General features: G+C 40.3%; 24 protein-coding genes and 1 riboswitch. Of the genes, 15 read left to right on the top strand and 9 right to left on the bottom strand.

Annotation, left to right across the window (positions count from 1 at the left end; translation table 11 throughout):
• The first annotated feature begins 22 nt into the window (after nucleotides 1-22).
• From ABIE66_RS22300 to ABIE66_RS22260, 9 genes are all read left to right on the top strand, one after another.
• Nucleotides 23-391: a nuclear transport factor 2 family protein gene (locus ABIE66_RS22300; protein ID WP_289326374.1), complete on the top strand. Its 369-nt coding sequence runs from the start codon at nucleotides 23-25 to the stop codon at nucleotides 389-391.
• 92 nt (nucleotides 392-483) lie between these two features.
• Complete coding sequence (locus tag ABIE66_RS22295; protein ID WP_370016332.1) at nucleotides 484-957, top strand: GNAT family N-acetyltransferase; 474 nt, start codon at nucleotides 484-486, stop codon at nucleotides 955-957.
• 137 nt (nucleotides 958-1,094) lie between these two features.
• Nucleotides 1,095-1,206, top strand: a riboswitch (SAM riboswitch).
• A 102-nt stretch (nucleotides 1,207-1,308) separates the two neighbouring features.
• The gene (locus ABIE66_RS22290; RefSeq protein ID WP_370016331.1) at nucleotides 1,309-1,461 is read left to right on the top strand and encodes a hypothetical protein; all 153 of its coding nucleotides are present in this window, start codon (nucleotides 1,309-1,311) and stop codon (nucleotides 1,459-1,461) included.
• 40 nt (nucleotides 1,462-1,501) lie between these two features.
• Nucleotides 1,502-2,524, top strand: a complete 1,023-nt coding sequence (locus tag ABIE66_RS22285; RefSeq protein WP_289326371.1) for a methionine ABC transporter ATP-binding protein — start codon at nucleotides 1,502-1,504, stop codon at nucleotides 2,522-2,524.
• 13 nt (nucleotides 2,525-2,537) lie between these two features.
• Complete coding sequence (locus ABIE66_RS22280; RefSeq protein ID WP_289318292.1) at nucleotides 2,538-3,188, top strand: methionine ABC transporter permease; 651 nt, start codon at nucleotides 2,538-2,540, stop codon at nucleotides 3,186-3,188.
• A gap of 21 nt (nucleotides 3,189-3,209) precedes the next feature.
• A complete protein-coding gene (locus ABIE66_RS22275) occupies nucleotides 3,210-4,082 on the top strand; it encodes a MetQ/NlpA family ABC transporter substrate-binding protein (protein WP_370016330.1) in 873 nt (290 codons plus the stop codon).
• Nucleotides 4,083-4,168: 86 nt separating this feature from the next.
• Nucleotides 4,169-5,377 (top strand): M20 family metallopeptidase, encoded by a 1,209-nt coding sequence (locus ABIE66_RS22270; RefSeq protein WP_370016329.1) that lies wholly within the window; start codon nucleotides 4,169-4,171, stop codon nucleotides 5,375-5,377.
• A gap of 212 nt (nucleotides 5,378-5,589) precedes the next feature.
• A complete protein-coding gene (locus tag ABIE66_RS22265) occupies nucleotides 5,590-5,799 on the top strand; it encodes a Fur-regulated basic protein FbpA (protein WP_289326368.1) in 210 nt (69 codons plus the stop codon).
• A gap of 33 nt (nucleotides 5,800-5,832) precedes the next feature.
• Nucleotides 5,833-6,027: a Fur-regulated basic protein FbpA gene (locus tag ABIE66_RS22260; RefSeq protein WP_370016328.1), complete on the top strand. Its 195-nt coding sequence runs from the start codon at nucleotides 5,833-5,835 to the stop codon at nucleotides 6,025-6,027.
• A 13-nt stretch (nucleotides 6,028-6,040) separates the two neighbouring features.
• On the opposite strand, the gene ABIE66_RS22255 is transcribed toward ABIE66_RS22260, so the two are convergent.
• The 4 genes from ABIE66_RS22255 to ABIE66_RS22240 form a co-directional block, all read right to left on the bottom strand.
• On the bottom strand, nucleotides 6,041-6,634 hold the full coding sequence (locus ABIE66_RS22255) for a dienelactone hydrolase family protein (protein ID WP_370016327.1): 594 nt from the start codon (nucleotides 6,632-6,634) through the stop codon (nucleotides 6,041-6,043).
• Between the two features lie 70 nt (nucleotides 6,635-6,704).
• The gene (locus tag ABIE66_RS22250) at nucleotides 6,705-7,331 is read right to left on the bottom strand and encodes a DUF3885 domain-containing protein (RefSeq protein ID WP_370016326.1); all 627 of its coding nucleotides are present in this window, start codon (nucleotides 7,329-7,331) and stop codon (nucleotides 6,705-6,707) included.
• A 78-nt stretch (nucleotides 7,332-7,409) separates the two neighbouring features.
• Entirely contained in the window at nucleotides 7,410-7,889 is a 480-nt protein-coding gene (locus ABIE66_RS22245; protein WP_370016325.1) for a hypothetical protein, read from the bottom strand.
• 130 nt (nucleotides 7,890-8,019) lie between these two features.
• Nucleotides 8,020-8,415, bottom strand: coding sequence for an SRPBCC family protein (locus ABIE66_RS22240; RefSeq protein ID WP_370016324.1), 396 nt, complete (start codon nucleotides 8,413-8,415; stop codon nucleotides 8,020-8,022).
• Between the two features lie 191 nt (nucleotides 8,416-8,606).
• Here ABIE66_RS22240 and ABIE66_RS22235 point away from each other — a divergent pair, with 191 nt between their 5' ends.
• The 3 genes from ABIE66_RS22235 to ABIE66_RS22225 all read left to right on the top strand — a co-directional run bounded on the left by ABIE66_RS22235 (nucleotide 8,607) and on the right by ABIE66_RS22225 (nucleotide 10,243).
• Complete coding sequence (locus ABIE66_RS22235; protein WP_370016323.1) at nucleotides 8,607-9,221, top strand: undecaprenyl-diphosphatase; 615 nt, start codon at nucleotides 8,607-8,609, stop codon at nucleotides 9,219-9,221.
• A 138-nt stretch (nucleotides 9,222-9,359) separates the two neighbouring features.
• Nucleotides 9,360-9,785 (top strand): 3-hydroxyacyl-ACP dehydratase FabZ, encoded by a 426-nt coding sequence (gene fabZ, locus ABIE66_RS22230; protein ID WP_289334345.1) that lies wholly within the window; start codon nucleotides 9,360-9,362, stop codon nucleotides 9,783-9,785.
• A gap of 32 nt (nucleotides 9,786-9,817) precedes the next feature.
• Nucleotides 9,818-10,243, top strand: coding sequence for an NUDIX hydrolase (locus ABIE66_RS22225; RefSeq protein WP_370016322.1), 426 nt, complete (start codon nucleotides 9,818-9,820; stop codon nucleotides 10,241-10,243).
• A 72-nt stretch (nucleotides 10,244-10,315) separates the two neighbouring features.
• On the opposite strand, the gene ABIE66_RS22220 is transcribed toward ABIE66_RS22225, so the two are convergent.
• Nucleotides 10,316-10,897, bottom strand: a complete 582-nt coding sequence (locus ABIE66_RS22220; protein WP_370016321.1) for an LOG family protein — start codon at nucleotides 10,895-10,897, stop codon at nucleotides 10,316-10,318.
• A 97-nt stretch (nucleotides 10,898-10,994) separates the two neighbouring features.
• Here ABIE66_RS22220 and ABIE66_RS22215 point away from each other — a divergent pair, with 97 nt between their 5' ends.
• From ABIE66_RS22215 to ABIE66_RS22205, 3 genes are all read left to right on the top strand, one after another.
• Nucleotides 10,995-11,315 carry a MazG nucleotide pyrophosphohydrolase domain-containing protein gene (locus ABIE66_RS22215; protein ID WP_370017100.1) on the top strand — a complete coding sequence of 107 codons (321 nt, stop codon included), beginning with the start codon at nucleotides 10,995-10,997 and terminating at the stop codon, nucleotides 11,313-11,315.
• A 272-nt stretch (nucleotides 11,316-11,587) separates the two neighbouring features.
• Nucleotides 11,588-12,163: a TetR/AcrR family transcriptional regulator gene (locus tag ABIE66_RS22210; protein ID WP_289326358.1), complete on the top strand. Its 576-nt coding sequence runs from the start codon at nucleotides 11,588-11,590 to the stop codon at nucleotides 12,161-12,163.
• 71 nt (nucleotides 12,164-12,234) lie between these two features.
• Complete coding sequence (locus ABIE66_RS22205; protein WP_370016320.1) at nucleotides 12,235-15,405, top strand: bifunctional cytochrome P450/NADPH--P450 reductase; 3,171 nt, start codon at nucleotides 12,235-12,237, stop codon at nucleotides 15,403-15,405.
• Here ABIE66_RS22205 and ABIE66_RS22200 read toward each other — a convergent pair.
• From ABIE66_RS22200 to ABIE66_RS22185, 4 genes are read right to left on the bottom strand one after another with little or no spacing between them, the layout of a single operon-like run.
• Complete coding sequence (locus ABIE66_RS22200) at nucleotides 15,327-15,962, bottom strand: hypothetical protein (protein ID WP_370016319.1); 636 nt, start codon at nucleotides 15,960-15,962, stop codon at nucleotides 15,327-15,329. The genes ABIE66_RS22205 and ABIE66_RS22200 overlap by 79 nt on opposite strands.
• Nucleotides 15,926-16,093 carry a hypothetical protein gene (locus ABIE66_RS22195; RefSeq protein WP_370016318.1) on the bottom strand — a complete coding sequence of 56 codons (168 nt, stop codon included), beginning with the start codon at nucleotides 16,091-16,093 and terminating at the stop codon, nucleotides 15,926-15,928. Before ABIE66_RS22195 ends, ABIE66_RS22200 begins: the two co-directional genes overlap by 37 nt.
• Complete coding sequence (locus tag ABIE66_RS22190) at nucleotides 16,090-16,293, bottom strand: hypothetical protein (RefSeq protein WP_370016317.1); 204 nt, start codon at nucleotides 16,291-16,293, stop codon at nucleotides 16,090-16,092. Before ABIE66_RS22190 ends, ABIE66_RS22195 begins: the two co-directional genes overlap by 4 nt.
• A complete protein-coding gene (locus tag ABIE66_RS22185; RefSeq protein WP_370016316.1) occupies nucleotides 16,277-16,456 on the bottom strand; it encodes a hypothetical protein in 180 nt (59 codons plus the stop codon). The genes ABIE66_RS22190 and ABIE66_RS22185 overlap by 17 nt, the downstream gene beginning before the upstream one ends.
• Nucleotides 16,457-16,474: the final 18 nt, after the last annotated feature.

Below are 16,474 nucleotides of genomic sequence, written 5' to 3'. Positions count from 1 at the left end.
TTGAAAAAGGAGGACAAGATGAATGGAAAGTGATTCTTCGTTGTTAAAAGAGCATTTGTATCAGCTGGAGGAGAAATTGTTAAAATCTGAAATCCGTACATCTCCAGAAGAGCTTTCATTATTATTGAAAGATGATTTCTTTGAGTTTGGCAGTTCGGGTAATATATGGACTAAAAGCGATTTTGTGGGGGAAGAGGGAGCCGGTGCGGTGAAAATGACCTTAAGTCAATTTGACATGCATCAATTGTCAGAGGATACCGTGTTAACTACGTACCGGATTTTTGATGAAAGTAAAGCGGAACATACCTTAAGAAGTTCAATCTGGAAATGTACGAATGGAAGATGGCAAATGTTTTTTCATCAAGGCACAAAAACGAAAGGGCCTCTTTAAGCCTTTTATTTATGAAATTGAAAATGGTGAATTAGCGTAAAAAAATGAGTATTACCTATCTAAAAACTATTCCAATAAAATGATAGGGGTGGATGAATTTGCTTTTTCGTACCATTGATACGGACAAAGATAAAGATATTATCGTTAAATTCCGGAAAGATTCATTTGTTGTAAGTTTTGGATCTGAAGACGGTTTTGGAGATGAAAATACATACTTGCAACGAATGAAAGAACGGGTCCGCAAATTTCCGGATGGACAGGTGATCCTTGAAAAGGACCAAGAACCGATTGGACAAATGGAGCTTCAAATTCGGGAGTATGAAGGAACTGAGATCGGCTATGTGAATCTATTTTATCTTATTCCTGAATACCGCAGTAAAGGCCTTGGCAAGGAATTGGTTCGCTACGCAGAAAACTTTTTCAGGCAATTTAATGTATCCGAATATCATTTAAGGGTTTCTCCGAATAACCAAAGGGCGATTCGATTATATACGAATTCGGGCATGATGAAGATAAGCGAAGAAAATGAAAATTACCCTGTATGGAGAATGAGTAAATCATTATAAAATAGAAAAAATTATATTAATATAATTAAAAAACATCAAGTCACTATACTATAAAAATATTTAGTGCGCTGAAAAATATGGTTGACTTTAGAGAAATTAGAATATATAGTGAAGGACATAATTAAATATAACGTTAATTCTTATCAAGAGATGTGGAGGGACTTGGCCCTATGATACCTCGGCAGCGGGTTTTTACTTTTGTAAAAATACTGTGCTAATTCCAACGGACGAAAGTTTGAAAGATAAGAAGGAGCTTTTCTTAGATAATTAAATTAAGAGTTTACTCTTTTTTATTTCTAAAAGAGGCCTCTTCTGTCTGATGACGGAAGAGGCCTCTTTTGTTTATTCAAAATGTATATGGTTATTTGGAGAATTATTGATTTACTCGTGAGATTCGATCATTTACTCGTGAGTTTCGGGCATTTACTCGTGAGTTTCGATCATTTACTCGTGAATTTCGAAATTAACCCTATCATTATGAAACTTTGCAAAGCTCTTCTCTGATAATGAATTTTAACAAATAAACAACATGGGGGGAGATAGGATGATTGAGTTTCAAAATGTTAAAAAGGTTTATCAAACAAAGAAACAGACCGTTGAGGCTTTGAAAGGAATTAATTTGACGGTGGAAAAGGGGGATATATTCGGTGTCGTCGGTTATAGCGGGGCCGGGAAAAGTACGTTGATCAGGTTGGTCAACCTGCTTGAACAGCCTTCAGATGGTTCGGTGATTGTCGGGGGTAAGGATTTAACTTCATTAAATCCGAAGGAATTGCGGGCAGAAAAGAAAAAAATCGGAATGATCTTTCAGCATTTCAACTTGCTAAACTCAAAGACTGTTTTTGATAATATCGCCATGCCGCTGGTTTTATCAGGAACTCCTAGTAAAGAAATCAAACAGCGGGTAGGCGAGCTGTTAGAGTTCGTTGGCTTATCAAGTAAGGCAAAGAGCTATCCGGAACAATTATCCGGCGGTCAAAAGCAGCGGATCGGCATAGCGAGAGCATTGGCTACCAATCCATCGATCTTATTGTGTGATGAAGCTACATCTGCATTGGATCCACAAACAACGAGTGCGGTTCTGCAGCTCTTAAAGAAAATTAATAAAGAATACAATATTACGATTCTGTTAATCACTCATGAAATGTCTGTTATTAGGGAAATTTGCAATAAAGTAGCGGTCATGGAGGGCGGATTTGTAGTTGAACAAGGTTCAGTTTTCGAGGTTTTTGCCAAGCCGCAGACGGATATTGCAAAAAACTTCGTGAGAACGGTCATACATGATGAGATTCCACAAAGTTTCCTAAAAAGTATAGGGTCCCATATCCCGATTATTTGGAAAATTAATTTTATTGGGACTACTTCGGGTACTCCTTTACTTTCTACCATCTCGAAGAAATATGATGTTCATTTAAGCGTATTATCAGCCAATATTTCTGAAATTCAGGAAACGCCTTTTGGGAATTTGATCATCGAAGTGACAGGGAACAAAAAAGAGGTGGACAAGGCTTATCAATATATTAAAGATGAGGGGATTCTCGTCCAGGAGGTGCAGATAAATGGGTAATACGCTTTGGGGAATGGAAATAACGGCAGAGCAGCTGTCGACAGCTTTCGGTGACACACTTTATATGGTAGCCATCTCATTGGTATTTTCCGGATTGATTGGGCTTCCGCTCGGTATCCTGCTTGTCATTACAAGAAAGGGTCACATCCTGGAGAATAAATGGATCTTTAATGTATTGAATCCGATCATCAATATATTGCGGTCGGTTCCTTTCATCATCTTGCTTGTAGCACTTATTCCGTTTACCAGAATGCTCGTAGGCAGTGCGATCGGAACGAATGCGGCCATTGTTCCGCTTATCTTTTACGCGGCTCCTTATATTGCCCGGCTTGTCGAAAACTCCCTTTTGGAAGTGGACAAAGGGATCATCGAGGCAGCTCAGGCGATGGGGGCGACGACATGGCAAATCATTTACCGCTTTTTGATTCCCGAGGGACTTAGTTCATTGATCCTTACATTTACAACAGCGACAATCGGGCTGGTCGGATCTACGGCCATGGCAGGTGCCGTCGGAGCAGGCGGGGTCGGAGATTTAGCTTTGGCTTACGGTTATCAAAGGTTCGATACGATGACGATGGTCGTCACAGTGGCGGCGCTCGTGATCATCGTTCAATTACTGCAATCCACCGGGAATTTTGTTTCAAGAAAAATCAGAAGAAGATAAAAATAACAGGAGGTAGGAGAAATGAAGAAAATCTTATTAACGATCATAGTATTGGCATTGGCCATCGTGGCTACAGCATGCGGGAACGAAGAGGGTGCATCAGGCGGTTCGGATGATGTGAAAACAGTAAAAGTCGGTGTCAGCAGTGGGGATACGAGAACATGGGAATACATTGTCGACTTAGCTAAAGATAAGGGGCTGAATATCGAACTGGTCACTTTCAATGATTATATCCAACCGAACCTTGCATTAAGTGAAGGGGAAATTGATGCGAATTCATTCCAAACGGTCGCCTACTTCGATGAATTCGTTCAAGATCAAAATCTGAAATTAGAGGCCATCGGGTCAACTGTCATTGCACCTATGGGCCTTTATTCGAAAAAGCACAAAGATCTCAAGGATCTTCCAGATGGCGCTACGATAGCGGTTCCGAATGAAGCAACAAACTTTGGCCGTGCGTTACTCCTTCTTCAAGAAGCTGGATTGATTACATTGAAAGAGGAATTCAATGGATCGGGATCATTGGAAATCATTAAGGAAAATCCGAAAAAATTGAAAATCAAACCTGTTGCTGCCGGCAATACACCGCGTCTATTGGATGATGCCGATGCTTCAGCCATTAATAATAACTTTGCCGTCGAAGCAGACCTTACTTTAAAAGATGCATTATTCCATGAAAGTAAAACGGCGAAACCATATATCAATATCATTGCAGTTAAAAAGGGAAATGCCGATCGTCCTGAGCTGCAAAAATTAGTAGAGCTTTATCAATCGAAAGAAGTGAAGAAATTCATTGAAAAAACGTTTAATGGAAACACCATTCCTGCATATGTTTCTGTAGATGAATTATTGAATTACCAAGATGCTTGGACAAAACCAGCTAACGAAAAATGATGAATAGAACAATGTGAAGGAATGCCGGAAGGATTCAAAATGCTATCCGGCCTTTTAAACCAATAAATAAAAGGGGAGATAAGAGTATGGCGAGAGAATTAGTGCAGAAGCAGCATCAGCAAATCATTGAAGATCACATCGACCTTCATTCCGAATTATATATCCAAACGAGTCAAGCCATTCATGCCAAACCCGAAATTGGGAATCAAGAGTTCTTCGCTTCGGACACGTTAACCGGAATACTTCAACATGAAGGATTTGAAGTGACCCGCAATATAGCTGGACATGAAACAGGATTCATCGCCAAAAAAACCTCTTCAAAGGAAGGACCTACCATTGCCTTTTTAGCCGAGTATGATGCATTGCCGGGTTTAGGCCATGCTTGTGGCCATAATATCATCGGCACAACGAGTGTTGCAGCAGGCATTTCCTTGGCTCAAGTGCTGGAGGAAACGGGCGGAGAGGTGATTGTTTTCGGTACACCGGCTGAAGAGGGCGGGCCGAATGGAAGCGCAAAAGGCAGTTTTGTGAAACATGGTCTATTTGATGGGGTGGATGCAGCCATCATTATCCATCCTGCCGGACAAACGGGTATAACTAGTCCATTTTTGGCCGTCGATCCCCTTGATTTTCATTTTTACGGGAAGGCAGCACATGCGGCTGCTGCTCCTGAACAAGGCGTAAATGCACTTGATGGGGTGATTCAGCTGTTCAATGGCATTAATGCTTTGCGCCAGCAGCTTCCAACCGAGGTCAAGATCCACGGAATAATCACCAATGGCGGGGAAGCGCCTAACATCATTCCTGAATTTGCTTCAGCCAGATTTTACATTAGGGCAACAACATGGAAACTTTGCCAAGAAGTGTCCCGAAAAATACGTGCTGTCGCTGAAGGGGCAGCACTTGCCACAGGAAGCACGGTTAAAGTCGAGCGTTTCCAAAATGAAGTACTCGATTTTGTCATTAATCCAGTCCTTGATGAACTGTTAAAAGAAGAACTGGATCAATTGGGGGAAGCGGTGGCCCCTCGAAAAGAGAGTGGTTTTGGTTCGACGGATGCAGGTAATGTAAGCCATGTAGTGCCGACAGCCCATCCTTATATTAAAATTGGACCGGATGAGTTGATTGCCCATACGAATGAATTCCGCGACTGTGCTAAATCAGAAGCTGGAAACAAAGCCATTCTGACTGGTGCAAAAGCACTTGCGCTTACAGGATATCGATTGCTATCGAATAAAGACCTGTTGGGTAAGGTGAAAACGGCATTTCATGAAGCGAAGCAAACGGAAAAATAAATAAAATAAAAATTTTTGTTGACTACGGAGCTCGGAGTTTGTAATATAAGAAATAACAATACCGAGTAATTAAATAGGAATTATAGGTTAATTGACCGGAAAACCGGAGACTTTTCTTTAAAAAGAGATGTCTCCGTTTTTTTTGGTGTATGAGCCAGGTTCCATCGCTGTTCCAATACCGTAGTTGTTCATATAATAAAGGAGGATTTATTATGGGGATATTATTACGTAAAGCAATTGAAAAGAAAAGAAACTTCCTGATCAACAAGTTGATTAACGAGGGAGTCTATAAAAAGAATGACATCCATCTATTTGAATTAACACTAACCGATTTAGAGGAAGAATATATCAAAATAATTAAAATTGAAGAGAAGGAATCCGATGATCATTACCCCTGTCTGAAGATCCATCATTTCATATAATCAGTGGAAAGATAATGAAAAGGGGAGGGTGAAATGAGGAAGAGTGTGGAAGAAAGGCGGAAGGAATTAATCCATAAACTTATGATCCATACTGTAAATAAGAGTGTGGAACAGCTTATGACGTTAACCTTGAAAGAATTGAAAGTGGAGTACAAAAAGGTTCAAACGGACAGTCATCCCCATAGCGATGCTGGTTCGATACAATGGATCAATACAAAACGATATTAGAGAATGTGACACCTCAGTTCATCATGAAAAACTTCAGCATTTTGCTAAAAGCGTTTTGTGCTGATTCTACATGATACTTTGAACTGTAAGGGTCACTGAATCCGTGTTTTCCGTTGAATTTATGCACTTCGATATTCTTTATTTCTAAAGCTGAAATCAATTCGTCCACATTAAATGCTGATTCTTCTTGCGGAAAGAATAACAGTGTAGGGCATTGTGGCGTTAATTCTACATAATTCCTAATACGGGAACCGTAGTATCCAACCATTCCATCGACACATTCGTCCTCACTACACAGCCAAGCCACAGTTGCCCCTGCACTAAATCCAAGGATGAATATTTTTTGGTATTCATCTTTAACATCCGATAATATATCCTTTATTTTATGTAAAGCGCCTGTAAAACCTACATTCTCCATAAAATGACGATAAGCAGCATCCTCTTGGGAATAATCAAAAGGTGTCTCTCGGTCTAACAAATTCGGACAGATGACATCAAAACCCTGATTCGATAATGATTCACAAAAACCCTGCATATGTTCGTTCAGTCCATAAATTTCGTGAATGACAATGATTACAGTATCGGAATCTTTCTGTATGTGCAGCATTTTCCCCCCCATTATCCTATTGCTTCATTATATATTGATCTTCAGCTAACGCACTTGTTAGTTGAATCCTTTATTTGAATACCCCGTCTGTTTCATTTCTGTCGTAAGCTAATATCCAATCGTTGTAGTTGTCATAAACATCTCTTATTGTTTCGCGCGAGGTCGCCACTAAATCACAACCCCTGTCATCATAAACGTGAAATATAGTTTTCCTGTTGATGTTGATAAAATAGACCATATTAAAAATACTAGGTCTTATCCCCATATCCTGATTGCAGATTGCTTTCAACATAGGAATGTATTTGAAGTCGGATGTTTTACATTTTAAAGTGAATCTATGTGTTTTATATGTTCCTTCTTCATCATCGTCATGAATAATAGTCTTTTGGTTTAACCCATATAAGACAGATTTCCCTTTAATATAACGAGAAAAAGTTTTTGATTTAAGTTTAAAATCATCTGCATAATCACTAACGTCAACTACAATATAAATATCATCGTTATTAGAATGCAAGGACTTAAATAAAGTGATCACCCTTTTATATACTCCTTGTAGATATGGGCTATTTTCATAAGCAAAACCACTATCATAGTCCACACCTAATTCAAAACGGATACCAATTTTCCAACTATAAAACACGGGTGGTCTAAGTTCTAAGTTTGGGAAATTCTCATTCATAAATTCGTTTAAAAGCATTTTTGCACCTCGTTAATTTTCCTCATTCCTCATTAACTTGTCCTTTAGTTCGGAAGAAAAGGGTTGCAGCAGTTGGTATTACGACTGATTGTGATAAATTAAATCTTTCCACCCTTCAAAAGTATTTCTGAAATTTCTGGATATATCATCATCTTTACTAAGAAGTAAAATCAATGAAGAGTCCCACAGAACCAATTCAACCATAGCCTTAGGATGTTGGATAATTGGATTTTCCACCCAAAAATTCGGATTTCCATCAGCATATGGTTCTTCTTTAATGTCATCTAAATCAATTTTTTCGTTTTTATCGAATGCCGAAAATACACCCCATATAAAATGAAAATCTTTATTATTGGCAAGTTCCGTTAGATTTTCACCTGTAATCCAGAAGTTATTATGAGGGTCGTCAATAATTCGATAATCTTCGAAGTAATCAAGGTAATTTTCAGGGTAAGACCAATCTAAGTCGGTAAGTAGCCAATTATAATCTTTATTGAGGCCATTGAACGAGTTTAATATTTCTTTTAACTCCAAGAACTCTTCTAAAATGGTGTTCATTTCTTCCACCTCACAACTAAATTCCCCTTTATTTTATCACTTCTTCTTCAACGAACCTTCTCTATTGGTTTAAGTAAATTACTCGCATCTTTTAATAAACTTCGTGAGCATCATCGTGTTTATTTCATTATTAGGTATAGGGAAGTTCTCTTCCTTCTGAAAATGCTTTTAGGTTTGCCAAACTAAGTTCAAATCCGTCCATGTTAATGGATACTCTAGTTCCTTCAGGTTCTGGGTATATTTCGAAAGTGAAAACGAGGTTATCCGAATCCGAGGAATAAGAAAACTTTTCGTTAGGAATTACTTCTTGGATGGTAAAGCTCATTGGAATACTTTCGTTATCTTTAAGATTGTTATGTGCACTAGGCATTAATACGAAGATTGCCTTCTCGCCAACCTTGAGTTTAGGAATATTCCATTTTGAACCCGGGGCATACCATTTTGAAATGTTTTCATCATTTGTAATCGCATGCCAAACAGCTTCTTGGTTTTTATGAATTAGAACAGAGTTACTATCATTATTCACCTGACTAACCTCCTGATTTTTCTATGGATTATATAGAATGTCTTAGAAATATACAAGAAGATTTATACTCTAGCGATAGTTGAACACGTGACAATATTGTAAGATTGCAGCTAAAACTGTTAGGAAAATCGATGGCGATTTACACCTCTTTTCTTTTACTATGAAAGAAAAAGAGGAAAGGTGGATATGAAATGAGTCTATTTGAATGGAATGTCAATGTATTTAGAATGATAAATGACTTAGGGAAACAATACTCTTATTTAAACCCTTCTGCCATTTTCATTGCCGAGTACATGGTATTCTTATTAGCTTTAGCAGTCATCGTAATATGGATCACTCGAAATGAACAGAGTAGAATGATGGTTGTTTGTGGAATGATTACGTTTGTAATAGCTGAAATGATGGGGAAAATGGCAGGGGGATTGCATTCGAACAATCAGCCATTTGCCGAATTGACCAATGTTAATAAGTTGATTGAAAAAGCAGTGGATAATTCATTTCCAAGCGACCATACCATCTTGTTTTTCTCGTTTTGTGTATCCTTTTGGCTTTTCAAAAGAGGATGGTGGATGCTATGGATCGTGCTGGCTTTCCTTGTTGGCATTTCCCGTATTTGGGTAGGAGTCCACTTTCCAGCAGATGTGCTGGTAGGAGCTATACTGAGCACCATTTCAGGCCTGGTTGTTTACTTTGTTGTTCCTAAGATAAGTTTGATTCATACAATATTAGCGGGTTATGCGAGGTATGAACAAATACTTCTATCTCCATTGACTAAATCGAAGGAAAAAAAATCAAAGGACTTTTAAGCGAGACTTAAAAACAGGGTTGCTCAGGCAGCCTTTTTTTGTTGAAAGAAGTGTAGTGTGGTAAATACAAAAATATCCATATGGTGATCCTGATGGTAAAATAAAGGAAAAGAATTCATCACAATGGGGGGCTTAATATTGGTTGATATCCAAGAAATCAAAGACATTATCAGGCATCGCTATCCATTTCTTTTAGTTGATAGAGTACTGGAATTGGAAGAAGGAAAGAGGGCGGTGGCCATTAAAAATGTAACAGCAAATGAAGAGTTTTTTACTGGTCACTTTCCAAATCACCCAGTGATGCCAGGTGTATTGATCGTTGAGGCTTTAGCACAGGTAAGTGCTGTTATTATGCTTACAAAAGAAGAAAATCAAGGGCGGATTGGGCTTTTGGCTGGGATCGATGGATGTCGTTTTAAAAGGCAAGTAAGACCAGGGGACCAATTACGTTTAGAAGTGGAGATTACTCGCTTGAAAGGTCCTATCGGGAAAGGAAAAGGAAGGGCTACTGTTGATGGAGAAACTGTATGCGAGACAGAGCTCATATTTGCTTTTGGTGATTGATCTTTCAATAGGGGTAACTTGAACACGGGGGGATGAAAGTGATACCGATAAAAAAAGCCTATGGGTATGTGACAAGAATCAAAAATGGAGAAACTCAGGTATTGGTTTTTCAACATCCCATTAGGGAAGCGGGTATACAGATACCTAAGGGAACAGTGAAACCTCAAGAAAATGCTTACCAAGCAGTGATTAGGGAAATGAAAGAAGAAACAGGTCTTGAGAATTTTCATGTGGAGAAATTAGTTGCGGAAGATTTTTGGGAGAGCGCTGATGGTGCCATACATAATAGATATTTTTATCAAATAAGTGTATCGATTGTTCCTGATGAATGGGACTATCAGCAAACGGGTGGAGGAGATGAAGAGGGGCTGACATTCCATTTCTTCTGGATTTCATCCCAACATGAAGTGGAACTTATTAAAGGGCATGGAGATTATTTAAACCTGATATTTACCTAACCCTTCAGTGCGCAGCAGTATATCACAACAGGCCAAGGTCATTATTGATCTTGGCCTGTTGTTTTTTTATAATCAGGTCTGTTTTTCGGTAATGAAAGTTTTTACGGTTGGCGGTTCATATGTATTGAATTGATCAAGGAGCCCATTTGGTTCAACATCTACCAGCGCCATCGAACGGAATTTTTCATGAAGGAACTGTTCGTCGGACATATGATTGAATAAAGCGACCAAAGGATCATAATAGTGATTGATATTTAAGAGTCCGCAAGGTTTTTGATGAAGACCAAGTTGAGCCCAAGTGAAAATCTCAAAGAATTCTTCCAATGTTCCTGGCCCGCCTGGCAAGGCAATGAACCCATCTGCAAGCTCAGCCATTTTAGCTTTTCTTTCATGCATGGATTCCACGACAATCAGTTCGGTTAAGTTCTTATGGGCTATTTCCTTTTTTTCTAGAAAATCTGGCATTACGCCAATTACATTTCCGCCTGCTTCCAAAACGGAATCTGCAACTGCACCCATGATTCCTACACTTGAGCCTCCATAAACAAGGGTAATATTACGTTTTGCCAGTACCGCACCCAGTTTTTTAGCCTCTTCTACATAGACAGTAGATGCACCAATGCTTGATCCACAAAATACAGCTAGACTTTTCAAAATATCACATCTCCCATTTAGTAATCTTCCCTTCTTATCATACATAATTCAGGGGGTTTTGTTAAACTTGAATTATCTAAATGAAGGGTGGATGAATATGAACGTCACTGAATTTCAACAATGGGTAAAAGATTATTATGAAGCACGAGGATGGTCAGATTTGGACATTTTCATTCGCATTGGCTTTTTGGCAGAAGAAACTGGCGAGGTGGCACGGGCCATTCGCTCCCTTGAGATTGGCAGGGATAGACCTGATGAAGTTATTGGTTCGTTTGAAGAGAACAAACAGGAGTTAATCGAAGAATTGGGAGATGTGCTAGGTAACTTGATTGTGATTGCGAACAAGTACGATATTCCATTGGAAGAAGTGTTTAATGCCCATAAAAAGAAACTATCCGAACGCTATCATCATGCATAATTTCCGTCATTATTGGTGTACATGAAAAACTTCCTGTTTTTAAACTTGAAGAGCTGTGACGATCAGCTCTTTTTCTTATGGGTCTAACGATAGTGATTTGTACTAATTTAACTAATTATAAGAAAAAACATCAGCCTTTTATCCCCCTTCATTAACAAAGAATTCACAAAATATGGGTAATATGCGCGATTGAGATGGGATTTTATTGGGTATACACTTACATTAATAGGAATGAACATTCATTCCGCATCTTATAAAAGGGGTGAATCATTATGATCAATGCAGTAAATAAACGAGACAGTATAGTATCCAGCGCTTTGGAACTATTCGCCGAACGGGGATATGATGCCACGACGATTCCGATGATAGCTACATCGGCAGGGGTTGGAGCCGGTACCATCTATCGTTACTTTGAGAATAAGGAGGTGCTGGGCAACAAGATTTTTCAAGAGTACTTGGATATTTTCACTGAAACGATCAAGAATGGATTTCCCCATGATGATTCGATTCGCAATCAGTTCCACCATATTTTTAAATCTATGGTTCATTTTACAAATGAGCAGGACCAAGCTCTTTATTTTATAAAGATACATAGTGGAGCCCATTTTTTAAATGAAGATAGTCATGCTAGTTTTCAAGGGCTATTGAATATATTTAAAAATTTCTTTGATTATGGAAAAGAAAAAAAAGAAATTAAGGAGCTGCCTTCTTCTGCTTTGATTGCCATCATTTACGGAGCATTTCTTGAGCTTGAGCGACTTGTCCGCATTGGGGAATTAGAACCTGAACCAAAACTATTGGCAGATGTGGAAGAAAGCTTTTGGGATGCAGTCCGATTGCACGCTTGACACATTTTTAACAATTAAACTGAATGAATGTTCATTCCGCATTCTAAACTATTAAAAGAGGTGCTTATAAAATGGAAAATACAACTCAGTTTCCACAGCCAAAAACTTACGGACCCCTAGGCAGCCTGCCTATCATTGATAAGGATAAGCCGCTTCAGTCTTTCATGAAGCTGGCACGGGAACTTGGGCCGGTTTTTCAATTTCAATTTCCTGGTCGCATCGCTACATTCGTATCCAGTGCTGACCTCGCTAAAGAAATTTGTGATGAAGCAAGGTTTGATAAGAAAGTTGGACCTGCCCTACAAAAAGTGAGAGCGTTCGGCGGCGATGGACTCTTCACAAGTGAAACCACGGAGCCGAATTGGAAAAAAGCCCATAACATCCTGCTGCCCAGCTTTAGCCAGCAGGCAATGAAGGGCTACCATGCTAAAATGGTGGATCTTGCAACCCAACTCATTCAAAAATGGGCTCGCCTGAATCCGGCTGATGAGATAGATGTTCCTGAAGATATGACACGATTGACCTTGGATACGATCGGACTCTGCGGGTTCAATTACCGCTTTAACAGTTTTTATCGGGAGACCACCCATCCTTTTGTCACCAGTATGGTGCGTGCGTTGGATGAAGCGATGAGCCAAACGCAGCGACTTGGCATCCAAGATAAACTGATGATCAAGTCTAAAAAACAATTCAGGGAAGACATTCAATATATGTTCTCTCTAGTGGATGAAATGATTGCTGAACGAAAACAAAATGGCGATCAAGGAGAAGATGATCTTCTTTCCCATATGTTGAAGGGAGTCGATCCTGAAACGGGCATTTCCCTGGATGTTGAAAATATTCGTTTTCAAATCATTACCTTCTTAATAGCCGGGCATGAAACGACGAGCGGTCTCCTATCGTTCGCCATCTATTTCCTGATGAATAACAGGGACAAGTTGAAAAAAGCGCAGCAGGAAGTCGATGAAGTGCTTGGTGATGATGTTCCTGATTACAAACAAGTGAAAAAGCTGAAATATGTCCGGATGGTGCTGAATGAAACGCTTCGTATGTGGCCGACAGCTCCGGCATTTTCCGTTTATGCTAAAGAAGATACCATGCTGGGCGGAAAATACAAGGTGAAGAAAGGCGATGTGTTCTCGCTACTTATTCCTGAGCTTCACCGTGATCCATCCGTTTGGGGTGATGACGTTGAATCGTTCATTCCTGAGCGGTTCGAGGATTTGGATTCCATCCCTTATCATGCTTATAAACCGTTTGGAAACGGGCAGCGCGCCTGTATCGGACAGCAGTTTGCCCTTCATGAAGCGACACTGGTGCTTGGCATGGTTTTACAGCACTTTGACTTGATTGATCATGAAGAATATCAATTGGATGTTAAAGAAACGTTGACTCTCAAACCGGACGGGATGACCATGCGCGTTTCTCCGAGGAAGCCGGAGATGTCGTTTACCGTTTCTTCTCCAGAACCAAAGTCTGCGGACAAAGGAGCCACGGCATCTTCAATCGAATCAGCACATGGTACACCATTACTTGTCCTGTTTGGATCAAACATGGGAACAGCGGAAGGGATTGCTCGTGACCTTGCTGAATCAGGAAAGCGGCAAGGCTTCAATGCCGAGATTGCTCCTTTGAATGATTACACGGATCGGCTACCTCGAGAAGGGGCTGTTCTCATCGTCTCGGCATCTTATAATGGAAATCCCCCTGATAATGCGGGTGACTTTGTTTCATGGCTGAAGGAAAGTCAGGATGACACATTGGATGGTGTTCACTATGCCATCTTCGGATGCGGGGACCGCAATTGGGCCAATACGTACCAACGCATTCCACGTTTCATTGATGAGCAGCTGGAACAAAAAGGAGCGGTGCGGCTGTCAGAAACAGGCTATGGAGATGCAAGTGATGACTTTGAAGGTGATTACGAGAAATGGACAGAAGCCCTTTGGCCGAATCTTGCCGAAACCCTTAACATTGAAGTGAATATGAATGATCGGGTAGTCAGCTCGATTACGATGAACTTCGTAAGCGATGTGAGCGGAACGCCACTAGCCCGCACCCATCATGCTTTTACAGCCATTTTAAAAAGGAATTACGAATTACAACATGTGGAAAGCGGAAGAAGTACACGGCATATAGAGTTAACTTTGCCAGAGGGAACACATTATCAGGAAGGTGATCATCTCGGGGTTCTTCCACAAAATCCACCGGAACTTGTCGAGCGAGTGCTCAGTCGATTTAACCTAAACGGCCAAGATTACGTGAATCTGACTGGGGATTCGGGAAAAGCTGCCCATCTTCCTACAGGAAAACCAGTAAAACTCGAGGAGTTACTATCAAACCATGTGGAGTTCCAAGAACCCGCCACCCGGTCTCAAATTCGGGCGCTTGCCACTTACACGGTATGTCCTCCACATGTAAAAGAACTTGAAGAACTACTTGAGGACAGGACCTATAAACAAGAAATCCTGAACAAGCGCATAACCATGCTTGATCTTATAGAAAAGTATCTTGCATGTGAAATCCCATTTGAACGTTTCTTGGCTTTACTGCCACCTTTAAAAGCAAGATACTACTCTATTTCAAGCTCTCCTCTTCACAAGGAAGGAGAAGCAAGCATCACCGTCAGCGTTGTCCGCGGGGAAGCTTTGAGCGGCAACGGGGAATACAAAGGAATTGCATCGAATTATTTGGCAGAACGCTCCTTAGGCGACAAGGTAGCCTGCTTTATCAATACGCCGCAATCCAATTTCCAACTTCCAGAGCAAACAGGAAAACCAATCATCATGATTGGCCCTGGAACAGGAATTGCACCATTCAGAGGATTCATTCAGGCTCGTCGCGTTCTGAAGGAAAAAGGTGAAACGCTAGGGGCTGCCCACCTTTACTTTGGATGCCGTAATCCGGAACACGACTTCCTCTATCAAGAAGAACTCGTGCAAGCCGAACAAGAGGGACTTGTAACACTGCACACCGCTTTCTCAAGATGTCCCGGCCAAGAAAAAACGTATGTCCAGAACCGATTAGCGGAAAACGCTCATGACATACTTCCTTTATTAAAAGAAGGAGGAGGGCACCTATACATCTGCGGAGACGGAGGTAAAATGGCACCCGATGTTGAACGAACATTAATCGACAGCTATATGCATTTCTATCAAAAACCTCAAGAAGAAGCCACGGAATGGCTGCAATCATTAGAGGAGAATGGCAGATATGCAAAAGATGTTTGGGCAGGAGCATAAATAGGAGGGAGCAGCGATTCCAAGAGAATCGCTGCTTTTCTTGTGTGGCAATGATATATGAGTTCACGAGTAAACAGCACTAATTCACGAGTAAATAGCTCAAACTCACGAGTAAAACACGCAAACTCACGAGTAAAGTACGAATTCGCGAGTAAATAGCACGAACTCACGAGTAAAAAAGCAAAACTCACGAGTAAACAGCACGAACTCACGAGTAAAACACGCAAACTCACGAGTAAAACACGCAAATTCACGAGTAAAACAGCAAAACTCACGAGTAAACAGCACAAATTCACGAGTAAACAGCACAAATTCACGAGTAAAACAGCAAAACTCACGAGTAAAGTGCGTAAACTCACGAGTAAACAGCACGAACTCACGAGTAAAACACGCAAACTCGCGAGTAAACACGCGAACTCACGAGTAAACAGCACAAATTCACGAGTAAAACAGCAAAACTCACGAGTAAACAGCACGAACTCACGAGTAAAACACGCAAACTCGCGAGTAAAGTGCAAACTTACGAGTAAAGTACGAACTCGCGAGTAAAACAGCAAAACTCACGAGTAAAGTGCGTAAACTCACGAGTAAAGTACGAACTCACGAGTAAACAGCACGAACTCACGAGTAAAACACGCAAATTCACGAGTAAAACCGCAAAACTCACGAGTAAAGTGCGTAAATTCACGAGTAAAGTACGAACTCACGAGTAAAAAGCACAAATTCACGAGTAAAACACGTAAAACTCACGAGTAAAGTGCGTAAATTCACGAGTAAAACAGCAAAACTCACGAGTAAAGTGCACAAATTCACGAGTAAACAGCTCAAACTCACGAGTAAACAGCAAAACTCACGAGTAAACAGCTCAAACTCACGAGTAAACAGCAAAACTCACGAGTAAACAGCACGAACTCACGAGTAAAACCGCAAAACTCACGAGTAAAACCGCAAAACTCACGAGTAAACAGCAAAATTCACGAGTAAACAGCACAAATTCACGAGTAAAACACGCAAACTCACGAGTAAACAGCACAAATTCGCGAGTAAACACGCAAACTCACGAGTAAAC

The organism is Peribacillus sp. B2I2 (assembly GCF_041261685.1).
Lineage (GTDB): Bacteria > Bacillota > Bacilli > Bacillales > DSM-1321 > Peribacillus.
Note: the sequence above shows the minus strand (reverse complement) of the source record. Positions and strands in the feature narration are given on the sequence as shown.